Genomic DNA, 18,977 nt, shown 5'->3' on the forward strand with positions numbered 1-18,977 from the left:
TCGCCCCCACCTGATGTCATGGAGGGGGAAACTGCGCGGCGGTGCGCTGCCCGTCGACATTGGCATTGCGCTGCCATCGAAGCAGACTGCGCCAGCCGAGCGCGGTCGAATCGCGAGTGCGTTCGCGCACGATCAGCATCAGTGGCCGCCAGGTCGCGCGCATCAGCAGGATGTCGTCGATCGACCGCTGCGCGCGACGCACCCCTTCCCGATCGCCTCGTTGCGCGGCCAGCTCGGCGACCGCGCGATAGCCGTCGATCCACGCGCCCGCCTCGCCCCGCATCGAGTAGTTGACGTTGTAGTGGCAATACTTGCTCGTCTCGCCGAGCTTCGCTATGTCCTTCTCGAACTGGTCGAGCAGCACGGCCGCGCGGAGCCGGTTCTCCGGCGTATCTTTCTCGCCGGTCGCGTCGGGTTCGAGCGTTTCGATGCAACGCATCAGCCAGTTCTCGCGATTGCCGGCGATTTCCGCTGCCATATCGCGAGGGGTTGAATAATGGCGATCGAGATCGGCGTCCTGCTTGTCGCCGACCAGGAACGGCGAGATCTCGTGCTGTTCCTTGACCCACGCAAGGTCGCGCGATATGCCCAACTGCATCGGCACCGACTCGCGCTGCACCTCACCGTGTTCGCCGCCCTGCCCGATCGGCACGGACTGGTTCGACAGCGGCGCGAAGTTCAGGTTGACGGTGGCGCCCGCGCGCTGCTGCGCGGTATCGCTCTTCGCGCCCACGATGCGGACTTGACCGCCCGTTTCGAAGCGTTTGTCGCGCGTGCGCTCCGCCTCGACGAAGGCCGATGCCTCGATTCCCAGCGTCTGTCCCACGCCGTGCGGGTCCTTGAAGCTCGCCGACGGCAGCCGCGCGGACACGCGGGCCGTCACGGTCTTCGTGTCGGTAAAGCCCTCGAGCTGCGTCACGACGACCTCGGGATTGCGCGCGAAGATCGCTTCGAGCGGGTCTTTGTACGCGCGGCCGCGATCGGGCTGGATGATGTCCCAGCGCACCATGCTGTCGAGCGCGTTCATCATGTTGGCGCGCATCTCGTCGTCCTTGTGACGTCTTCTGAAAAAGCGCATCACCGTCGAGTCTGTGCGCGTCTGCTGGCTCGCCGCTCGCGCCGTGAAGGTGCCTTGCAAGGAAACGCCTGGTACGATCTGCGGTCCTGCCGCGACGCCGACGGTCGCTTCCTTCGCGCGCGTGTGCGCCGAGCCGAATGACAGTTCCATGCCGATAATCGGCATGAAGAGCTGCACGAACGCTTCATCCGTCATCGATTTCTCGGCCGTGAAGATCGGCGACGCAACTGGCGATGCCGCTCCATACGGCAGCGAAGGCAGATTCACGCCGACGCTCCCGCCCCCGCCCAGGCGCAACCGGTCGCGCAGGCGGCTATTGAGGATGAACGGCTGGAAGAACGTGACGATGTCGGTCTTGCTGCCAAGGTATTCGGCCTTCAGCAACTGCATCGCGGCAGCGAGGCCGACGTCGGTTGCGTCGCCATTGCCGACGTCGGCTCGGCGCAGATCGGCGGGCAACCCCTGATTGAGATGCGCCTCGATCCGGTCGATAGCTTCGTACGCGGTGATGCCGCTGCCGCATGCATCCTTGAAGAACGTCGGCAACTCGACCGGTGCGGCCTTGCGTAACACATTGGGTCCGCGCGCGCGGTCGCTGCGCGCTTTCAGCGCGTCTTCGCCGATACGGCGGCTGACGCTCTTCGCATCCTTCGCATCGAGCCGGATCTGCGACAGATGCCGGCCGCGGTTGCGCAACCGCTTCAGGTGGTCGACCGTGGCCTGTGCAGCCTGCGTTGCCTGCCTGAATTCCGGTGTGCCGCCGAACGCGTGGCATGCGGCAATCGTCCGTTCCAGTTCGGACATGCGGTGTTGCACGTGAGCATCCACCTTGATGCGCGGCGACTGCATGCCCATGCTTTCGCCCACGTCGTATGCCCGGTTGATCGTGCGCTTGCCGAACGGCGTCTTGTTCAGATTCGGCAGCGCGCGGCGCCACAGGGCCGGCTGCGAGGCCACGTCCCGATCTGCCGGATTCGCCTCGTCATCGACCTCCGGTACATCGGTCGCGTCGGCTTTCGCGGAGGACGCCGAGGCACGGATAACCCACTCCGTAATCGCTTTCTTCAACCGCAGGTTGTGCTGCGCATACGGGGAGCCCGGCGCGTTGCTGAAGTAGCCGTTGCGAACCGCGTTGTAGGCCGCGTGATCTACGTCGTCGAATTCGAGTTCCGTCGACGTCAGCCGCGCGTGCGCGACGCGCTTCGCCTGCTGCAGCCAGTTCGCCACGCCATTGTCGTTCGACCGTTCGCCCTGCTGCGCGTCGTCCGCATTCCAGAACACGCGCAGCGCCTGCGACCGCGCAGGGTCCGCGGGCTCGGCGCCGGCGCTCGACAGCGCGTGCAGCATGTCGGTGCCGCGCGGCAGCGTCGCCATCTTGCGGCACAGCGCGACGATGCGTGCGTTCTCGTCCGTGGACGGCGCATCGTTCGCCATGCGCACCCAGTGCGTCACCGGATGTCGGGCGAGTGTATCGAGCATGCGGGCGGCCTCGGCCGCGTCGGCGCCGACATCGGCCATCGAACGGGTGACGATTTCCAGCACGAGTTGCGGCGGCACGGGAAGCGGCGGCTGCGGCGCGGTCAGGCGCAGTGCAAACTGTCTGAGCCCCGCCTGTAGTTCCGGCGGTGCTTGTGGACCGAATGCGTGCGCGGCCTCGGTCAACTGATCGACCATCTTTTGCCGCACGGCGTCGATCGCATCCTTCTCGCGCTGCTTGCCGCTCTTGACTTCACCCTCGGGCGAGATCGTCGTTTCAGCCTGGTCGATCCGGTCCGCATCGGCCTTGCGCTCCGCCAGTGCGATCGATGCTTTCAGCAGCGACGGCACCGCGCGGTCCGCGACGTGCCATTGCCGGTCGGCCTGCGCACGCTCGTTCATCAACGCGGCGATGCTGTCGTTCAACTCCGCGAATCGCTGCAGGCGTTCGCGGCAGCGATCCTGCTCCGCGATCGCCTCGGCGAGCACGCCGCGCGTCCGCTCGATCCTGCGTTCGACGTTGGCGGCTTTGGCCGCTGCCGAACGTGTGTTCGCCCTGGGCCCGGCAAGCTCCGCGTGCCTCGCGGTCAACCGGGTCAACCGCGCCGTCGCCTGAGCGGCAATTTCCTCGGCCGTGGACAGGTCGTCGTCGAACGACGTCAACGCCTCGGCTTCCTCGGCGCGCAGCTTCGCGTGCGCCCTCAACCGCACTTCGATCGCCGCGCGCCGGTCGTCCGCATTCGCGCGCAATCCGTAGATCTCGCGCTTCAGTTCATTGAGCCGGTCGAGCGCGAACGACAGGTTCTTGTCTGCCTGGTCCGACAGATGACTCAGGCTGATCAATTCCAGCAACTCCGTGCCGTGAACCGTATCGTGAAGCGAGCGGTTCGCCGCTCGCAGCGACCATTCAGCGAGGCGCAGCCGCCTCTTCGCAGCGGCGAGATGCTTTGCGTGTTCCAGCGGCTGATCGCCGGGCGCCGCGGTACGCGCGGCCTCGTGCTGCTCGCGAGCCTCCGTCAGTTCGACGACGGCCTCGTCGACGACCCGGCGACGGCTTTCCACAGCGTTGAACAGCTTGCGGGCCTGTTGTTCGTTGGCGAGGCGCCTGCGCGACATCACCGGGTTCTGGCGCAACGCCGGTGCGGTAAGCCGGTTGCCGGGGCCATCGGTAAAACTCGCCATGTCCTGCAAGGGCGTGGGGCTCAACCAGGGGGCAACCGCGGTAGCCAGTCGACGTGCCTTCGACGGCGCCGGCCGGTCGTACACCACCGCCTCCGGCATGTGCAGGCTGGTAGCCATCCCATCGGCGACGCGCAGCAAGTTGTGCGCATCCTCGAGAACCGGGTCGCGGTCGGCATCGGTGGCGCCGGGTGCCGGCTTGATGGCTTCGCCCAAAGGCCCGGGCGGTCCTGCGACGCCCGCATGCGTTTGCGCCGGCACGCCTGCGCGCAAAGGGCCATTGATCGTGCGGCTCGTGCCGGAAACCCCCATCGTCACGTTGACCTGACGTCCGCTGATCCCGGCCGCCAGCCGCTGACTCAAGGAAGGCGTGCCGGCCGTCGACGCGAGAACCTGTTTGGCCTGGGAACGGTGTACAGCGGCGGTCGCATCGGGGCCGAGGCGCTTCGGCATCACCCGCGGCAAAGGGTTGTTCGCGTTCGGCGTCGTCGACGGCGGGCGGCGCCTCTCCAGGCCATCGAGCTGGCCCGTTATCGGCGGAGGAGAAGAAGGACGCCGGGGCTCCTCATGACGGCGGGACTCGGCCTCGTCATTTTCGTTTTCCGACAACGCCGGGAGACTTGAAGGCGAGCGGCCGATCGGATTCACACTCACCGGCGCTGCCCCCGCGCCGGCCGCCCGACGATGCGAGCTGTCGTTGCTTTCGTTGCTTTCGTCACTTTCGGGCGATACGGAATCATCTCTTGACATCCCAAACCGCGTTGCACATGCCTAAGAAAATATCCGCTTTTAGCGCAGACGCTTATAACGAATAATCTTTTGCTAATGTCGCCATTGGTAAAGTCAAAGCATTGGTAAATGGAGGCTGTGCGGGTGCCCAATATGCCTGTAGCTGCACGAACTAGGCTTCGCCAACCTTAAGCGAATGTAGTGGTCAACGCATCTCGGACGCTGCGTTAAGTTTCTCTTCCGCAACCGCCGGCTATAAGCGAAATGCATACAAATACCGTCAATGTCAGAACCTCACCCCGGCAAGTTTGTTTGGGTAGCGTTCGATGAAACCTGCAAGCAGTTGGGTTTCGATGATCTCGCCAGCGCATCGGCAATCCTCCTCGGAGCGAATGACGTCCCAGTGCCTGGAAAGTTAGGTGGCGCAGTACGAGGTACGTCAGTCGTTTCGATGGCGTCGCGCAAACTGCTTCCGTTTCAGATCGCTATCCGCCTGCCGACCATTACGAAAGCAGGCATCGGGGGACTTCGCATCGCTATGACCCGCAACCTTGGCGCCTTCGTTGGTCGCACGATCCTAGTGCTCGGCGTAGTGATGCTATCGCGCGACGCATTCCTCATCATGAGACACACGATCGCGTCCTACAATCGCCTCGTGAAGCCGGAAGACCGGGTGCTTTGATATGGATGATGTTGTTTGGAACAAACTAGGGCAGTTTGCGCGAGAGCAACTTGGACGGCCGCTCCTTGGCGGTCGGTTGACGCTTACGCCCGATAGCAGACTGGAGGAAGACCTACGCTTGACGGGACTGGACGCGGTCGAATTCATCGACAAGTGGGCAGATGAGTTCAATATTGAAGCGGATGGCTTCCCATACGATCGCTATTTCGGTCCTGAGAGCTTGGACGTGATTAGGTCGGTCCTCGGACTATTTTCGAAGCGCTTCCGGGATCCGAAGCTAGCGTCGCTAACGCTGGGTATGTTGGCGGAGGCGATGAAGCGCGGCCGTTGGAATACCGAGGAAATCGAGCGGGCCGCGGGTCGGCGCGTAGGGGGCCAATGAGCTGCAATTACCTCGCTCGTGGTAGAGGAAGATAACGAAGGTCAAGTATGGCAACGAAACTGGATGATGTGATAGCAGCGATGCCCCCAGCACGGCGCGAAGAAATCGAGCGGCGGGTGCAGGAGCTCGTCTCTTCGATGGAGTGGCGACGGGCGACTGAGAAAAGCCAGGCCGAGTTGGCCCAAGCTCTGGGTGTCGGGCGGGACGATATTTTGCGTCCTCGAACAATGTAACGAAGCTCACGAATGCTGGGGCAGGAAGTGACGCATACGTTCCTCCTATCGGGTCACTACTCTCGGACGGGTGGCCATTGCCGGGACGTATGGACTACGTTCAACACGCGCACCAAGTCGCCGGCCACGTCATAGATCAGTAGGTAATTCCGGTGCGCGACCAGCTCGCGTGTGCCGCTTGCGCGACCAAGGCGGCCCAAGCCCGGACGATCGATCAGCAGCGCAGCTTTTTCCTCGAACAACTCATCAAGGTCCAGCGCGGCAACCGGGTTGTCCGCCTCAATGTAGTCGTAAATGTCCTCGCGGTCTTGTATCGCCTCTGGCGTCCAGAACAGTCGCATTACTTCGACGTTTCAAGCCGGCGACGTGTTGCTGCTCGACGCGCTGCGAATTTGGCTTCGACCTCAGCGGCCGCCACCAGATTACCGGCATTGGCCGAGGCCCGTGACCGCTCGACCTTCGCGTTCAGCCATGCGTCGTGTTCTGCCGCTTCCTGTTGCTGCTTTACGTAATCCCGCATGAAGTCGCGCAGAAGCTGCGCGCCCGTGCGGTCGTGAGCCCTCGCGGCCGTGGCGAACTCGTTTTTCAGGGCATCGTCGACCCGGAACGTAAATGTTGCCTCGCTCATGGCGTTGCCTCGTATGTGTTACCAGATCAGTGCATGGTAACACAATACAAGAACGCCCGAACTAAAGCTATGACCAACGCCATGAACTACAAGGGGTATTTCGCACGTGTCGATTTCGATGGGCGAGACAACACTTTCGTCGGCCACGTACTCGGCGTGGACGATAGGATCAGCTTTCACGGGGAGACCGTCACTGAGTTTGACCGAGGATTTCCACGCGGCGGTGGATCACTATCTGAGCGACTGCGAACAGGCTGGACGCAACCCCCAAAAACCGGCGTCAGGAAAACTGATGTTGCGCATCGATCCAGATGTTCACGCACGCATTGGAATCGCCGCCGCGATCTCGGGCGAAAGCGTCAATCAATGGGCGGAAGAAGTGCTGGGGCGCGCCGCCCGCGAAGTGCTGGAACACGCTATTCACGCGTGACGCTCGTTCAGCATTGCTTTGGAAACATTGGAAATGCGAAGGGGTTACGCAAACATCGCGTAACCCCTCGTCAGATTTGGTGCCGGCTGCAGGACTCGAACCCGCCACCTGATGATTACAAATTTTCAATTAAATCAATAAGTTACTGATATTTAAGGGAAAGTGACCGTAATGCGGCGAACCTGAAAGTATTTTATATTCAGCAACTTAGCGTAACAAGACGAAGCGCAGCCGAACCAAGCGGCGTACCGCTATTGTACCGGTCGCCGCGCTGGCTTCGCGCCACGGATAACCTGCGGCGGCTCGATATTTTGTCTCCGCGGCCCCTCCTCGCCCTCACATGGTGCTCGGGCTACCATGAGCGGCGCCCGCCTTGCGCGATGGATAAAATTGCATCTTTACACATGGTGTAAAGATGGATAAAATTCGGTGGAATGGAAATCGAGTTCGCTGACCCAGACTACGACCGCTTGGAGACCGACGCCGGGTTCACGGCTGGGTTTTCCGCGCCTGTCGTGAAGGCTTACCGCAAACGGCTCCAGTACATCCGAGCGGCAGCCGACGAGCGGGACTTCTATGCCCTGAAGTCGCTCCACTTCGAGAAGCTGAAAGGAGATCGAGACGGAGAGCATTCAATGCGGTTGAACGACCAGTGGCGTCTCATCCTCCGGCTGGAGAGGCGCGCTGGGGACAAATTGGTCGTTATCGTCAGCATTGAGGACTACCACTAAATGGAGAGCAGTATGGGCGCACGTATTCCGGCCGAGGTCTTCCCTCCCGGTGAATTTTTGAAAGATGAGCTTGAGGCTCGTGGGTGGACGCAAGCCGAGTTCGCCGAAATTATTGGTAAGGACGCACGCTTGGTTAGTGAAGTGATCAGCGGCAAGCGTTCCATTACTCCAGAAACAGCCATCGCGCTCGGGGCTGCGCTAGGCACGTCGCCCGAGCTCTGGATGAATCTGGAGGGGCAATACCAGCTATCAAAAGTCCGACCGAAACAAGACTCTATTGCGCGTAAGGCAGATTTGCACGGCAGGTTTCCCGTTCGTGAAATGGTTAAGCGGGGATGGATCGAAGGGACGAAGAGCGTCGATGTATTGCAGCAGCAACTCATGGAATTCTTCGGTATCGAGGAGATTGGGCAAACTCCTCAACTTCGTTACGCCGCCAAAGCCACGACTTATCAGGAGGTGCCTGTAGCGCAGGTTGCTTGGTTCTGTCGGGCAAAGAAGTTAGCGGCATACGCTCCCACTACAATCAATTTCAGTTCGCAACGACTGGTAGCCGCAAAAGCGCAACTCAGAGAGCAACTTGCCCACGTCGATGGCACTCAGCGTGTGCCGGGAATTTTGGCGCAGGCGGGAATTCGATTCGTGATCGTTGAGGCCATTTCGGGCTCAAAGATTGACGGCGCATGCTTCTGGCTAGACAAGAAAAATCCTGTCATCGCAATGTCAATGCGCTTCGATCGGGTTGATAACTTTTGGCACACACTGCTCCACGAACTCGATCATGTGGAACATGAGGAAGGACAGACAACGCCGATCCTCGATGTAGACATTATGGATGCTGACTCCGGCAAACCTAGCATTGAGGTAAGGGCGAACGAAAACGCGGCCGAAGCGCTCATTCCCAAGAAGGAAATGGATGGCTTTGTCGCGAGAGTCAACCCGATGTTTAGTGAGGAACAGATCGTCGGTTTCGCTCGACGCATCGCCGTCCACCCCGGTCTCGTTGTGGGTCAGCTTCAAAATCGTGGCTTGATACCTTGGAGCTTCCATCGGAAGTATTTGGAAAAGGTGCGCGAGTACGTCGTAGCGAATGCTGTTACCGACGGATTCGGTCACCGCGTGATCGAATCATCATCGATGTGAGCGATTGAAATGACGACGAAGAATGAGCACCTTCAGTTCATAGTGGAAGAATATCGTCGCGCCGACAACAAATGGCCTGCAACGATGCGGGAAGTCGCGACCTGGGCGATCCACGCAAACCTGTGGGCGCCTCAGCCATCGGCAGTGATAGCTCAGTGTGCAGAAGAGCTGTCACGAGCGCTTCGAGACGAGTATGTTACCGACCCCCAAGGCCGGCGCGTGCGAACAAAGCATGCAGCTACGTACACGACTGACGAAGGCGAGCAACTTGTCCTTTGGGACGATATTCGCACCGCACCGGCCGATCATATGAGACGAGCCTTCCAGCAACGTCGTCATCAAATCCTCGGTGACTGCAAGCAACTCAAATCGGACGTGGACAGCTTCAACCAAAATCGTCTACCGACGGAGCCGATTCAGATAATCTTCGACTTCACGTTGGACTTGGAGGAAGCCGCTTACCTTAAGCGGAGTGCCTAGTAGAATGTCGTCGCGATCTCGATCTTGTATCGCCTCTGACGTCCAGACAATTCCATCACTTCGACGCTCCAAGTCGGCGGCGCGTCTCAGCTCGACGCGCTCTGAATTTGGCTTCGACCTCTCCGGCCGGCACCAGATTACCGGCGTTGGCCGAGGCCCGTGAGCGCTCGACCTTCGCCCGCAGCCATGCGTCATATTCTGCCGCTTCCTGTTGCTGCTTCACGTAGTCCCGCATGAAGTCACGCAGGAGTTGCGCGCCCGTGCGGTCGTGGGCCCTTCGCGGCCGTGGAAAACTCGGCCTTCAGGGCCTCATCGACTCGGAAAGTAAACGTTGCCTCACTCACTGCAAGCCATCACGGCGCGGCCTCGCGCCGGACTCCGACCACATCGCTGGCGCATCGTCAAAGGCCGTGGTCATCTGACGAAGCGCGATTTGTAGCTCACCATGGGCGCCGTCTTCAAGAATGCTGTTCAGCAAATCAATCGCATACGCCGGGTCTTCGCGGAAGACCGCTGCCATAGCATCATCGTGGGCTCTATCGTTCATCGTTCCGTCTCGTACCCTGCAACTGCTTTGCCCTTAAAATCGCTTCGGCCTGGATGTTGATCCGTTCTTCGCGTTCAGCGTCGTAGGCGGCTAGCCGTTCGCGCTTGGTTGCCTGTAGACCACGATAGGCAAGGTATGAGAAACCGACCACATACAGCGCGCCCAACATCACGCCGACCCATCGGTCAATCTGCCCACTTTGCAGCGCCAGCCGCGCCTGCATAAACGTGAAGAACACAAAAAAAGCGATGACCAAGTAGACAAATTTCTGCGAACGGGCGCCCCTCTTGCGAAGAAGCATGTACAGAGCGGCATAGAGCAAAGGCAAAAGCACGAGATTCGCGGCAATACCGGCGGCCGGCTGAATCGCTGCCGGTGCCTGCTGGCCAATCCACGTTGCGGCCGTCGCAGGCAGCATCATCAGAGCCAGGTAGACAATGGCCCGGCCCGCTAACACCATCCAAAGCGGGTACAGCGTTATCGTGGTTCGTTCAAACGACGTCACGGAACCCTCCCTGTGGGTTTACGAATCTCGATTCGACCATTCTTGTTCAACAACATTCCATCATGTCGAGCCCGTCGTGTCTGCCCCTGTTCAATCGTAGCGGCTCTTGCTGAGCGTCGCTCGAGCATCCAGCAACCGCAGAACGAGCTGATGCTCTTTTTCGAACGCCATCAGGGCCTGGCTCGCCGCTTTCTTCGCCTCGAATGCGGCCGTATGCGCCGCCTGGTCCTTACCCTCGTTCGCTCGATGCAAGACTTCGTAGGCAGCCATATCCGCGGCGCGCAGCTTCGTGTAATCGGCGTAGAGCTTGGCCCGCTCTTCCTTCGTGTAGAACTCGTCGGCCAGCTTGAGCACGGCGAGCGCCTCTAGCGGTGCCTGTATCTTCTCCAAGGCCGTCATCAGCGCCTTGTGCTGCTTGTCTTCGTTCTTGTCGGTCATCAACTGCTCCTTCTCTCACGATGTGCGCGGCTCATTGATTCCTTCCTCGCGGCGCTTGCCAGCCAAAGCGCCCAGTATGCTCGTCACAGCCCGTCATGGCTCCTCATTAGCGCGATCTGGTTGACGTTGCGGCCCACTGCCGACAACTGAGCGGTCGCCTCACGAAGCGCCTGCAATTCGGCGTCAGTCAAATGCGGTTTCCCGCTCAAGTGAACGTCGAAGAGATATGCGAAATAGGTGCCACGACTCCAATGTGGAAGCGAGGCCAAGCGTTCGAGTTCGCGGTATTTGAACGGCGCCAACCGTACACGCACATCTTTGGTTTTAACGCCATCGGATTCCGGCGGTTCGGGAGCCGGGGCAGGGGACGTGCGCCTCAGAAATGCGGCGACAACGATTTCAAGCAAGCGCGCCTCGGTCACGCCTTGCTCTCTCGCAACTGTAGCGAAAGCGCTTTTCAGATCGGGATCGATGCGCCCTGACAGCAACGGTTTTTTCGACGGCATCGCTGGTTACGCCTTTCTCCGAAGTTCGTCGCAGACAAACGAAGGCCGCCGTTTCGTCAGAAACGAGGACCATGCAGCGCTGAAGGTGCTGCACCTTGCCGACGCTAGTCTATCCTGCGTTAGCTATTACACCGCGAGTTTTCTTCGTCATGACGAAGAAAACTTCACAGACCACTACCACGGAAACAAGAGCGCCCCTGCTTGAGGCCTCCGCCATCACGAGATCCTTGCCGGTCGATGATCATTGGATTGCACAATCCAAACGTAGGCAAGATAGCGCCAACCGGCTCGCTCCCGCGATATCTCTCAATTCAGCTTCGTCGTTGCAGACGGCATCGGCTCGACCGGAAAACTTCGTCATGACGAAGTTTCTCGTTTGGTTACCTAATCCGATCCGTAGCCGACACCGCAGGTGCGCCCCGCTCAATTCCGCCGCATCAGCCCGGGACGACTGGATTCATAACGCATAGAACTCAGCAGCTTCGGCGTTGCCATGCTGACCGTCCTCAACCGACGTACGGCGGGGCTCATAGCCTCGTGACAAACTCATAGCCTTTCGGAGCAAGTAGCGCGATGGTCGTATCGTAGGCCCAGAGCAGCAATGTCGCGCCCAAGCCAATTCCCGCGAACACCCGCATCGGCAACACCTGCTGATTCGCCATAGCGATGATGAACAGGACGCAAAAGAACGCGACATAGCAAGTCCAATTCAGCACCAGCCTGACGGCCGGCCGCAGCCAGACAAGTGCATCGAAGATGGGCCTCCGGATAGCTTCGGCGGCTGCGCCAACCATCGTAATGATTTCCATGCGACCTCCCGTTGAAGACGTTCGACGCCGGCGTTAGCCGCGCACGACGGAATTGAAGTTGCTCCGCGGCTCCCGGCGCTCTTGTCGCTCGCGATACTGCGTATCGGCCTGTCGTGCTCGGCCGCTTTGCAAGCTGGCGACCTTCCCCAAGGCGAACCGTCCGAGACCGTACGACGAGAGCGATATCCCGCCAGCCAGTCCAGCCGCGATGTGCGGCACCTGAACGAGTACAAGCACCGAGATCAGGCCCGTTGCGACAAACGGAATGAGAACGTCGATCGTGGCGGCTTGTTGCACCGCCGACAATCCAGCATATCGGCTAAAAATCTGCACAACGAAGGAGTTCGCGCCGATGACGAGGATCAGCAGAACGCCAAAGTTGGCAACTTGCTTAAGCCAGGCATTGAAGAACTCTGCTGTTGGATGAAACAGCAGCGAAATGATGAACGCGGGGCCGAGGCCGATTAGCAGCGACAGGGCGATCTTCGAGAGGGCCAACAAAAAACACGTGTACGCGGTGACTGCCAATGTAATTCCCCACGCCACGAACGCCGTTAGGTACATGCCGAAGTCGCCGTCCAAGATGCCGCCTTTCCGCCACATCGCAGCGCCTGCTTCGAACCCGTTGGCAAGTAATTGATCCTGTGCCGCAGCGATTCCGCTGTCGCCGGTCAAACCGGAAAACGCCTGTGCCAACTGTTGCGGCCCGTTCCACGCCGTATCAACGACGTATTGGTTGTAGGTGCCAAGGTTCAACGCCACGCCCAGGATGAAAGCGATCTTCACGAGCCGCATAGCGGCCTCCGTGATCGGCTCTTGGATCAGCCCACGCATGCTTGCTAGCCCCCACAACATGACATAGACGCCGAGAAGCGTGTACGCCGCCGGTGCGATCGCTGACGCGACCGCCTGCACGCGGTCGGTGATGAAAGCCGCGCACGTGGTGTCGACAAACTGAATCACGTCGGTATAAAGATGAACGGTCATTTTCTTTCCGAAGCAGTAGGGGTTAGTAGGACGACGCGCCGACGACCGCCCAGCTACGCATATCGATAGACGCAATGTGAGAGACGTTCGGCACGTCGAGCAGCACATCAAGCAGTTGATCGACTGAACGGAAATAGAGCGGGCTGCCGTCTCGCTCCACCACTGAATACGACTCGGTGCCGACGGTGATCTGCAACGAAAACCCCCGCCTGGCATCAGCGAATACGAGCGATTGCGCGATGGCGTCGTCGCGGTCGCACAGGCGCGCGACCTGATCGACCGTTACAATGTGCAAAGCCATGATTGGACCTCCTATCAGGTTCACTTTTGGTCAGGCTGCGGCGTGGCGCCCACCACGCCGCAGCCGCTACGAATGCCGCTTCGCGGGCTGCATCCCTCTTTTTAAAGTAAACATCTCAATCTCTTTAGTGGCTCACCGGCGATACTCAAACGCGGGAAACGTGGCTCATGGAGGAGCGCAATCGACGCAACACCAAGGTCATTCATGACACGGATCATCAATGATCTGTGTATAAGTCCCGGCGTCGATCGCCCCAGCGCGTGCCAACAGAACGCCCAATCGCTCTCGCAAGCCTGGATGAATCTGAGCGAGCGCTTCCTGTAGGTTGACTACTACGCCGCCCGCCGCAACCTGGTTGATGTTGACCTGCAAGCGCTCAATGTGGACCATTCGCGCGTTGCCGATGTCCTTCGCGCGCAGGGCGCCTTTCAATTCATCGACAGTCTCTTGAACCGTGGAAGGCTTGTAATCCCACGAAGCAACGCCGGTGTGGTTCCCGGTGTCGTCTTGAATTCTCACAACCTCACGAACCCGATATTCGTTCGAGCGACCATTCTTCGATTTTGAGATGTAGCCCAATGACTCAAGCTCGGGAATCGCTCGCTTCACTTGGGCAAGCGAGATACCGGACTTTTCGGCGATGGTCTTCATGCCCGGAAAGGCAATACCGGTGTGATAGTTGGCATGGGCCTTTATGACGAGATAAACCTTCAGCGACGAGCCGCTCATTTTGGCAAGCGCCCCGCTATCGACCATGGACCGGAAAAAATGAATCCACTGCGTTTCCGCCTGAATCAGTTGCCCCGACGCAATAGCCGTAGTCATTTGCTCACCCGCTCGACTTCTCCGGCAAGCGACAAAGCCTCTATGACCTGGAGGGTGCGAAAATAAACCCTACGTCCCAACTTGACTCGTGTTGGGCGAAGCAGGCGCGACATTTCGTTGTCATGGCACAGTGTGATGCGCAGCCCCTCCGGGCTTCTGTTGAGCAATTCCGCAACGTTAGCGGTTGTCATCAGCGGTCCGAATTTGCCAAGCAGCAGTTCTTCCGTGGTCATTGCCTTAGTCACCGTAATTTTTCGTTCGGTTGCGATGTGTAGGCAATGATATTTGCGCGCCCGTATTTATCAATCTGGACAGTAAAGGTAAGTCAAGAAATGGTTTTACCTTTCACAAATAAACCATTGAATCAGAAAATTATTTTTATTTTCTATCGCAAAGAAAATCTCATAGTCCACATAAGATCAGTCGCCCATAAAGATCAAGACCAGAAGCATTGCAACGCTTCCAGCCTTGAAGGATTTATTTATTAGTTTGTTTGTTTGTTTATTTGTTTGTTTGCACTCACGCCCGGCGCCGCGAAACCTGGTCTAGCTTTTCCACCAAATCCTCAGCGCGAAGGTGCGTGTAGCGCTTAAGCATTTGCATCGACTTGTGCCCGCTTATCGATGCGACCTCCTGGTCGCTCAATCCAGCCTCCACCAGCCGACTTACGGCTTCATGGCGCAGATCATGGAAATGCAAGTCAGCCAAACCAAGATCCTTCACCATACCGGCCCAAAGCTTCTGGAATACGTAGGGCTTGCGCCTCCCGTCCCGCCCCGGCTCCCCAAAAAAGACGAGATCGGTGTCGAGCGGCCGTATAGGATTCTCCAGGGCTGAACGCAGTATTTCGACCGCTGCGCGGGTCAGCGGCACCAACCGCGCAGAACCGTTCTTCGTGTCCTTGAGAGCAACCACGCGGCGGTTCAGATCGACTTGCGATCGGCATAGGCTCGTGATCTCCGATGACCGCATGCCAGTTTCGACGGCCAGCCGCACGATCCATCCGAGCATCGGGTTGCTATGGGCGTCAGCGGCCGCGAAAAGCCGTTGCTGTTCCTCCGGCGTCAAGCGCCGATCCCGGCCCACACCGGGGCTAGGTTTTCGGACGTTCGCAACCGGATTGAACGTCAAGCCGATCCCCCACTCCTGAATCGCAACCCGGAACAGGTGGCCGAGCATCGCCAACTCGATGCGCACGGTGTTGTTTGATTTGCCGGCCGCCAATCGTTCGTCGCGGTACTTGGCGACAAGTTCGGCGCTAACGGCCGCCATCGAATACTTCCCGAAGAATGCGGTCAAATGCTGCGAGGTAAAGCGCTCGCTGCGTTGAGTGGTCGGCTTCTTGGTAGCCGACACCTCCTCCATGTAACGCTTCAATCCCGCCGACACTGTCAGCTTCTCGGATGGCGCACGCGACAGATAGACGCCTCGAACCATCTCGTCTTCCGTGCGACGCGCCCAGTCCTCGGCATCGCGTTTGGTGCGAAAAGTCTTCGAGGCGGTAGGCCATCCCATTTTGCGAATGACGGCCTTCCACGTCCCCGACGGAGTCTTGACGATCGTCGCCATATCGATCCTATTTGCACGCTTTGGCCAGATCGGACAACGGGCGCGACGGCGACTCCGGCAAGCTGAATGGCGCATCGCCGAATGATCGAATCACGGAGCCTTTCTCACCGAGCAATACGAACGTACTACCAAACCCCTGTAAGAGATAGAACGGTTCCTTTGGCGATCCGGCAGCGTCGGGATCGGCTAGCGCCACCGACCGATATTGCGACAACATTGAGCGGCCTTCGCACGCCCAGGTTTGCAAGGTTGTGCTGGCAACTTTCGCCGGAATGTACTGGTAGGGAATGTGCCCGGTAACGGCCGCATACGTCTTGACGAAAGCTCGCGCACCATCCGCCTTCGCCGGGCTAAGCAGCACGAATTGCAACAAGAGGTAGACGCCCGTTGCGAAGAGCGTGACGGAGACCGTGAGTATCAGCGTTAGCGTGATAGGACGCAGCCGCTTGGCCGTCCCTCTGGAGCTAGTTTTTCGCGCCATACGACGCAAACCACGGCGTCCGATGACTTTCCACCTCATCCGCTCAACAACTGCCGCGCGCTGCTCGGGCGGAACACCTTTGCTCGCAGCGCGCGCCGCATACGCGAAGCGCCGGCGCAATGCCAACTGGTCACATCCGTCTTGCCACCGGCGACGGCGCTTGACGTTCGGCAACCGGCCAGCCCACCACTCCGGGACCACGACGTTTGCCCAAAGGTACAAGGTAGAAAGCACAACGACGAACGCCGCTGTGCGCCAGACGCTGGAGCTGAACACCCGCGAGAATGGTGTCGCATAGGTCCGGCCGAAACATCATGCCGGGCACGCCGGCCATCTCGGCCCAGCCATCCAGATGAGAACGACCGACTGCGTAACTGAGTGCGGCCGTCACCGAGAAAACTAGCGCAACGCCCTCGAATACGTGTTCGGTAAGGTATGCCCACATGCGTGAGCCAAGGCTCGGCCGCGGAAGCGGCGTGCTTTCGGAAGTGCTCGTCGTCACAGGTTATTTTTCCAGTCCGATTGCCTGCGGCGGGCATGACGAACCACCCGTCTGCACCCGCCGGTGTACCGAAACTGTACTTTTCGACGCCGCAAAAGCACAAGGGGTTACGTGAATTTCACGTAACCCCTTGATTCTACTGGTGCCGGCTGCAGGACTCGAACCCGCCACCTGATGATTACAAATCAACTGCTCTACCAGATGAGCTAAGCCGGCGTGAGTCCGCGATTCTACTTCATTTCACGACTTTGAGGTGGCCTTTACCGCCGCCGCCCTTGCCACCATCGTCATCCGTGCGCGGACGCGGTCCCTCGCCGGTTGATTCAGGCGCACGCGGACCGCTCGAGCCGCTATCGGGCGAAAGCGTATCGGCTTGCGCCTCATCCGCCTCCAGCACTTCGCTGCTCGCCACGGGCCCGCTTTGCGCGGCGCCCGTCGCAGGCTCAACCGGGAACGCCATACCCTGCCCGTTCTCGCGCGCATAGATCGCCAGCACATTCGCCACCTGTACTTCGATCTTGTGCACCTTGCCCGAGAACCGCGCGCTGAACTCGATCCATTCGTTGCCCATCTGCAGTTGGCTCGTCGCCTCGAAGCTGATGTTCAACACGATCTCGTCGTTGTGCACGAACTGACGCGGCACGCGCGTTTGGTTGTCCACGCGCACCGCGATATGCGGCGTGTAGCCGTTGTCCGTGCACCACTCGTACAGCGCACGCAGCAGATAAGGCTTAGTCGAAATTTCTTGCATCAACTGTCCTCATACGAGGTTCGGCACGCCGCCCGCGCAAGCGCATGGTTGGACCATGCGCGCGAGCGGCCCATGTCCGAACTCGACTTAGCGGCGCATGACCTTTTCCGAGGGCGTCAGCGCCTCGATATACGCCGGACGGCTGAAAATACGCTCGGCGTACTTCATCAGCGGCGCGGCGTTCTTCGACAACTCGATGCCATAGTGATCGAGACGCCACAAGAGCGGCGCGATCGCCACGTCGAGCATCGAGAACTCTTCGCCGAGCATGTACTTGTTCTTCAAGAAGATCGGCGCCAGTTGCGTCAAGCGATCGCGAATCGCCAAACGCGCCTTCTCGTGATTCTTCTCCGCGGCCTTGCCCTTCTCGTTCTCGAGCGTACCGACGTGAACGAACAACTCCTTCTCGAAGTTCAGCAAGAACAAACGCGCGCGCGCACGCTGCACCGGATCGGCCGGCATCAATTGCGGATGCGGGAAACGCTCGTCGATGTATTCGTTGATGATGTTCGATTCGTACAGGATCAGGTCGCGCTCGACCAAAATCGGCACCTGACCGTACGGATTCATCACGGCGATGTCTTCCGGCTTGTTGAACAGGTCGACGTCGCGGATCTCGAAGTCCATGCCCTTTTCGAACAACACCAGCCGGCAACGCTGGGAAAACGGGCAAGTTGTGCCGGAATACAAAACCATCATGTCTAAAGTTTCCTCAAAAAGCTGAAGGGCCAGCGCGCCGGAACGCCCGCTCGTTAAGCGGGCGCTCCCTTGCGCCGGCCCCACACCGCGTCTACGGCGTGTTTATTGGACGTCTTTCCAGTAAGCCGCGTTGAGCCGCCAGGCGAAAAACGTCAGGACGCCCAGGAAGATCAGCACGAACACGCCAAGCTGCCGGCGCGTCTGCTGGGTCGGCTCGGACATCCAAGTCAAGTACGCGACCAGATCCGCCACGGCAGAATCATAATCTACCCGGGACATCGTCCCCGGTTTTACGACTTCGAAGCTCTGGAACTCATGCGTCTTCTGTCCCGTCTCCGGGTCCTTCACGTCGTCGAACTTGGCCGTACGCACACCCTGCAATTGCCAGAGCACGTTCGGCATCCCGACGTTGTTGAACACCATATTGTTCCACCCCGTCGGCCGCGTATCGTCGACGTAGAAGCTGCGCAAATACGTATACAGCCAGTCGCTCCCGCGCGCCCTCGCCTCCACCGACAAATCCGGCGGCGTCACCCCGAACCATGCCTTCGCATCGTCCGGGCGCATCGCCACCGTCATCGTGTTGCCCACTTTGTCGGTGGTGAACAGCAAGTTCTGCTCGATTTCCTTCTGGGAAATGCCGATCTGCTCCAGCGCGCTGTACCGCACGAGGTTCGCGCTGTGGCAATTCAAGCAATAGTTTACAAACAATTGGGCGCCATGCTGCAACGATGCGATGTCATGCGTGTTGTTCGGCGCACGATCAAGGTGGAAATCCTCGTCCGCATGGGCCGGCCCCATCGCCACAGCCAACGTCAGCGCCACGCTCGCACCGCCGATGCGCGCGAGCTTGCTCAGCCAATTTTTCATATCGTGTCGTCCTCGC

22 protein-coding genes, 1 tRNA gene and 3 pseudogenes are annotated in these 18,977 nt (G+C 59.5%); 7 read left to right on the forward strand and 19 right to left on the reverse strand.

All coding sequences use genetic code 11. The features are described from left to right. Positions 1-16: 16 nt before the first annotated feature. On the reverse strand, positions 17-4,186 hold the full coding sequence (locus DXT59_RS16560) for a type III effector (protein ID WP_162878112.1): 4,170 nt from the start codon (positions 4,184-4,186) through the stop codon (positions 17-19). 488 nt (positions 4,187-4,674) lie between these two features. Here DXT59_RS16560 and DXT59_RS30670 point away from each other — a divergent pair. The 3 genes and pseudogenes from DXT59_RS30670 (at position 4,675) to DXT59_RS16575 (ending at position 5,759) form a co-directional block, all read left to right on the forward strand. Beyond that, positions 4,675-5,144, forward strand: a pseudogene (locus tag DXT59_RS30670) (STM2901 family protein). A 1-nt stretch (position 5,145) separates the two neighbouring features. Further along, on the forward strand, positions 5,146-5,526 hold the full coding sequence (locus DXT59_RS16570; protein ID WP_116137979.1) for a DUF1493 family protein: 381 nt from the start codon (positions 5,146-5,148) through the stop codon (positions 5,524-5,526). Positions 5,527-5,573: 47 nt separating this feature from the next. Continuing rightward, the gene (locus DXT59_RS16575; RefSeq protein ID WP_116137980.1) at positions 5,574-5,759 is read left to right on the forward strand and encodes a hypothetical protein; all 186 of its coding nucleotides are present in this window, start codon (positions 5,574-5,576) and stop codon (positions 5,757-5,759) included. A gap of 56 nt (positions 5,760-5,815) precedes the next feature. Here DXT59_RS16575 and DXT59_RS16580 read toward each other — a convergent pair whose 3' ends face one another. Further along, entirely contained in the window at positions 5,816-6,100 is a 285-nt protein-coding gene (locus tag DXT59_RS16580; protein WP_116137981.1) for a type II toxin-antitoxin system RelE/ParE family toxin, read from the reverse strand. Further along, complete coding sequence (locus DXT59_RS16585) at positions 6,100-6,387, reverse strand: CopG family ribbon-helix-helix protein (protein ID WP_116137982.1); 288 nt, start codon at positions 6,385-6,387, stop codon at positions 6,100-6,102. Before DXT59_RS16585 ends, DXT59_RS16580 begins: the two co-directional genes overlap by 1 nt. 69 nt (positions 6,388-6,456) lie before the next feature. On the opposite strand from DXT59_RS16585, the pseudogene DXT59_RS31510 reads away from it, so the two are divergent. The 4 genes and pseudogenes from DXT59_RS31510 to DXT59_RS16605 all read left to right on the forward strand — a co-directional run bounded on the left by DXT59_RS31510 (position 6,457) and on the right by DXT59_RS16605 (position 9,171). Further along, positions 6,457-6,817 (forward strand): annotated as a pseudogene (locus tag DXT59_RS31510) (type II toxin-antitoxin system HicB family antitoxin). A 434-nt stretch (positions 6,818-7,251) separates the two neighbouring features. Further along, complete coding sequence (locus tag DXT59_RS16595) at positions 7,252-7,548, forward strand: type II toxin-antitoxin system RelE/ParE family toxin (protein ID WP_116137983.1); 297 nt, start codon at positions 7,252-7,254, stop codon at positions 7,546-7,548. Positions 7,549-7,560: 12 nt separating this feature from the next. Then, positions 7,561-8,691: a HigA family addiction module antitoxin gene (locus tag DXT59_RS16600; protein WP_116138067.1), complete on the forward strand. Its 1,131-nt coding sequence runs from the start codon at positions 7,561-7,563 to the stop codon at positions 8,689-8,691. A 9-nt stretch (positions 8,692-8,700) separates the two neighbouring features. Next, complete coding sequence (locus DXT59_RS16605) at positions 8,701-9,171, forward strand: hypothetical protein (RefSeq protein WP_116137984.1); 471 nt, start codon at positions 8,701-8,703, stop codon at positions 9,169-9,171. Positions 9,172-9,226: 55 nt separating this feature from the next. On the opposite strand, the pseudogene DXT59_RS31215 reads toward DXT59_RS16605, so the two are convergent. The 16 genes and pseudogenes from DXT59_RS31215 to DXT59_RS16680 all read right to left on the reverse strand — a co-directional run bounded on the left by DXT59_RS31215 (position 9,227) and on the right by DXT59_RS16680 (position 18,961). Continuing rightward, positions 9,227-9,515: pseudogene (locus DXT59_RS31215) on the reverse strand (CopG family ribbon-helix-helix protein). Next, on the reverse strand, positions 9,512-9,718 hold the full coding sequence (locus tag DXT59_RS16615; RefSeq protein WP_240324552.1) for a hypothetical protein: 207 nt from the start codon (positions 9,716-9,718) through the stop codon (positions 9,512-9,514). Before DXT59_RS16615 ends, DXT59_RS31215 begins: the two are co-directional and overlap by 4 nt. Beyond that, positions 9,708-10,223, reverse strand: coding sequence for a hypothetical protein (locus DXT59_RS16620; RefSeq protein WP_162878114.1), 516 nt, complete (start codon positions 10,221-10,223; stop codon positions 9,708-9,710). Before DXT59_RS16620 ends, DXT59_RS16615 begins: the two co-directional genes overlap by 11 nt. A gap of 90 nt (positions 10,224-10,313) precedes the next feature. Then, positions 10,314-10,661: a hypothetical protein gene (locus DXT59_RS16625; RefSeq protein ID WP_116137986.1), complete on the reverse strand. Its 348-nt coding sequence runs from the start codon at positions 10,659-10,661 to the stop codon at positions 10,314-10,316. 83 nt (positions 10,662-10,744) lie between these two features. Beyond that, positions 10,745-11,167, reverse strand: a complete 423-nt coding sequence (locus tag DXT59_RS16630; protein WP_116137987.1) for a hypothetical protein — start codon at positions 11,165-11,167, stop codon at positions 10,745-10,747. Positions 11,168-11,694: 527 nt separating this feature from the next. Next, positions 11,695-11,976, reverse strand: coding sequence for a hypothetical protein (locus DXT59_RS16635; RefSeq protein WP_116137988.1), 282 nt, complete (start codon positions 11,974-11,976; stop codon positions 11,695-11,697). 33 nt (positions 11,977-12,009) lie between these two features. After that, positions 12,010-12,963 (reverse strand): TrbL/VirB6 family protein, encoded by a 954-nt coding sequence (locus DXT59_RS16640; RefSeq protein WP_162878115.1) that lies wholly within the window; start codon positions 12,961-12,963, stop codon positions 12,010-12,012. A gap of 22 nt (positions 12,964-12,985) precedes the next feature. Beyond that, positions 12,986-13,264, reverse strand: coding sequence for a hypothetical protein (locus DXT59_RS30675; RefSeq protein WP_060102428.1), 279 nt, complete (start codon positions 13,262-13,264; stop codon positions 12,986-12,988). A gap of 198 nt (positions 13,265-13,462) precedes the next feature. After that, positions 13,463-14,089, reverse strand: coding sequence for a helix-turn-helix domain-containing protein (locus DXT59_RS16645; protein ID WP_116137990.1), 627 nt, complete (start codon positions 14,087-14,089; stop codon positions 13,463-13,465). After that, positions 14,086-14,322 carry a plasmid-related protein gene (locus DXT59_RS16650; protein ID WP_081068816.1) on the reverse strand — a complete coding sequence of 79 codons (237 nt, stop codon included), beginning with the start codon at positions 14,320-14,322 and terminating at the stop codon, positions 14,086-14,088. Before DXT59_RS16650 ends, DXT59_RS16645 begins: the two co-directional genes overlap by 4 nt. Before the next feature lie 286 nt (positions 14,323-14,608). Further along, a complete protein-coding gene (locus DXT59_RS16655; RefSeq protein WP_116137991.1) occupies positions 14,609-15,658 on the reverse strand; it encodes a tyrosine-type recombinase/integrase in 1,050 nt (349 codons plus the stop codon). 7 nt (positions 15,659-15,665) lie between these two features. Next, positions 15,666-16,265: a hypothetical protein gene (locus DXT59_RS16660; protein WP_162878116.1), complete on the reverse strand. Its 600-nt coding sequence runs from the start codon at positions 16,263-16,265 to the stop codon at positions 15,666-15,668. Positions 16,266-16,781: 516 nt separating this feature from the next. Then, positions 16,782-16,857: transfer RNA gene (locus DXT59_RS16665), tRNA-Thr, on the reverse strand. A 19-nt stretch (positions 16,858-16,876) separates the two neighbouring features. Next, on the reverse strand, positions 16,877-17,392 hold the full coding sequence (locus DXT59_RS16670) for a ClpXP protease specificity-enhancing factor (RefSeq protein WP_116137993.1): 516 nt from the start codon (positions 17,390-17,392) through the stop codon (positions 16,877-16,879). 87 nt (positions 17,393-17,479) lie between these two features. After that, positions 17,480-18,091, reverse strand: a complete 612-nt coding sequence (locus tag DXT59_RS16675; protein WP_006052302.1) for a glutathione S-transferase N-terminal domain-containing protein — start codon at positions 18,089-18,091, stop codon at positions 17,480-17,482. 102 nt (positions 18,092-18,193) lie between these two features. Continuing rightward, on the reverse strand, positions 18,194-18,961 hold the full coding sequence (locus tag DXT59_RS16680) for a cytochrome c1 (RefSeq protein ID WP_116137994.1): 768 nt from the start codon (positions 18,959-18,961) through the stop codon (positions 18,194-18,196). Positions 18,962-18,977: the final 16 nt, after the last annotated feature.

This window comes from Trinickia diaoshuihuensis (assembly GCF_003390925.1).
GTDB classification, from domain to species: domain Bacteria; phylum Pseudomonadota; class Gammaproteobacteria; order Burkholderiales; family Burkholderiaceae; genus Trinickia; species Trinickia diaoshuihuensis.

Bases quoted from the DNA above. Each gene is read 5' to 3' on its own strand.
- DXT59_RS16680 (WP_116137994.1), bottom strand. From the start codon at position 18,961: ATGAAAAATTGGCTGAGCAAGCTCGCGCGCATCGGCGGTGCGAGCGTG.
- DXT59_RS16585 (WP_116137982.1), bottom strand. From the start codon at position 6,387: ATGAGCGAGGCAACATTTACGTTCCGGGTCGACGATGCCCTGAAAAAC.
- DXT59_RS30675 (WP_060102428.1), bottom strand. From the start codon at position 13,264: ATGGCTTTGCACATTGTAACGGTCGATCAGGTCGCGCGCCTGTGCGAC.
- DXT59_RS16675 (WP_006052302.1), bottom strand. From the start codon at position 18,091: ATGATGGTTTTGTATTCCGGCACAACTTGCCCGTTTTCCCAGCGTTGC.
- DXT59_RS16580 (WP_116137981.1), bottom strand. From the start codon at position 6,100: ATGCGACTGTTCTGGACGCCAGAGGCGATACAAGACCGCGAGGACATT.
- DXT59_RS16650 (WP_081068816.1), bottom strand. From the start codon at position 14,322: ATGACCACGGAAGAACTGCTGCTTGGCAAATTCGGACCGCTGATGACA.
- DXT59_RS16635 (WP_116137988.1), bottom strand. From the start codon at position 11,976: ATGGAAATCATTACGATGGTTGGCGCAGCCGCCGAAGCTATCCGGAGG.
- DXT59_RS16655 (WP_116137991.1), bottom strand. From the start codon at position 15,658: ATGGCGACGATCGTCAAGACTCCGTCGGGGACGTGGAAGGCCGTCATT.
- DXT59_RS16560 (WP_162878112.1), bottom strand. From the start codon at position 4,186: ATGCCGAAGCGCCTCGGCCCCGATGCGACCGCCGCTGTACACCGTTCC.
- DXT59_RS16595 (WP_116137983.1), top strand. From the start codon at position 7,252: ATGGAAATCGAGTTCGCTGACCCAGACTACGACCGCTTGGAGACCGAC.
- DXT59_RS16630 (WP_116137987.1), bottom strand. From the start codon at position 11,167: ATGCCGTCGAAAAAACCGTTGCTGTCAGGGCGCATCGATCCCGATCTG.
- DXT59_RS16640 (WP_162878115.1), bottom strand. From the start codon at position 12,963: ATGACCGTTCATCTTTATACCGACGTGATTCAGTTTGTCGACACCACG.
- DXT59_RS16670 (WP_116137993.1), bottom strand. From the start codon at position 17,392: ATGCAAGAAATTTCGACTAAGCCTTATCTGCTGCGTGCGCTGTACGAG.
- DXT59_RS16625 (WP_116137986.1), bottom strand. From the start codon at position 10,661: ATGACCGACAAGAACGAAGACAAGCAGCACAAGGCGCTGATGACGGCC.
- DXT59_RS16575 (WP_116137980.1), top strand. From the start codon at position 5,574: ATGGCAACGAAACTGGATGATGTGATAGCAGCGATGCCCCCAGCACGG.
- DXT59_RS16615 (WP_240324552.1), bottom strand. From the start codon at position 9,718: ATGAACGATAGAGCCCACGATGATGCTATGGCAGCGGTCTTCCGCGAA.
- DXT59_RS16600 (WP_116138067.1), top strand. From the start codon at position 7,561: ATGGGCGCACGTATTCCGGCCGAGGTCTTCCCTCCCGGTGAATTTTTG.
- DXT59_RS16645 (WP_116137990.1), bottom strand. From the start codon at position 14,089: ATGACTACGGCTATTGCGTCGGGGCAACTGATTCAGGCGGAAACGCAG.
- DXT59_RS16605 (WP_116137984.1), top strand. From the start codon at position 8,701: ATGACGACGAAGAATGAGCACCTTCAGTTCATAGTGGAAGAATATCGT.
- DXT59_RS16570 (WP_116137979.1), top strand. From the start codon at position 5,146: ATGGATGATGTTGTTTGGAACAAACTAGGGCAGTTTGCGCGAGAGCAA.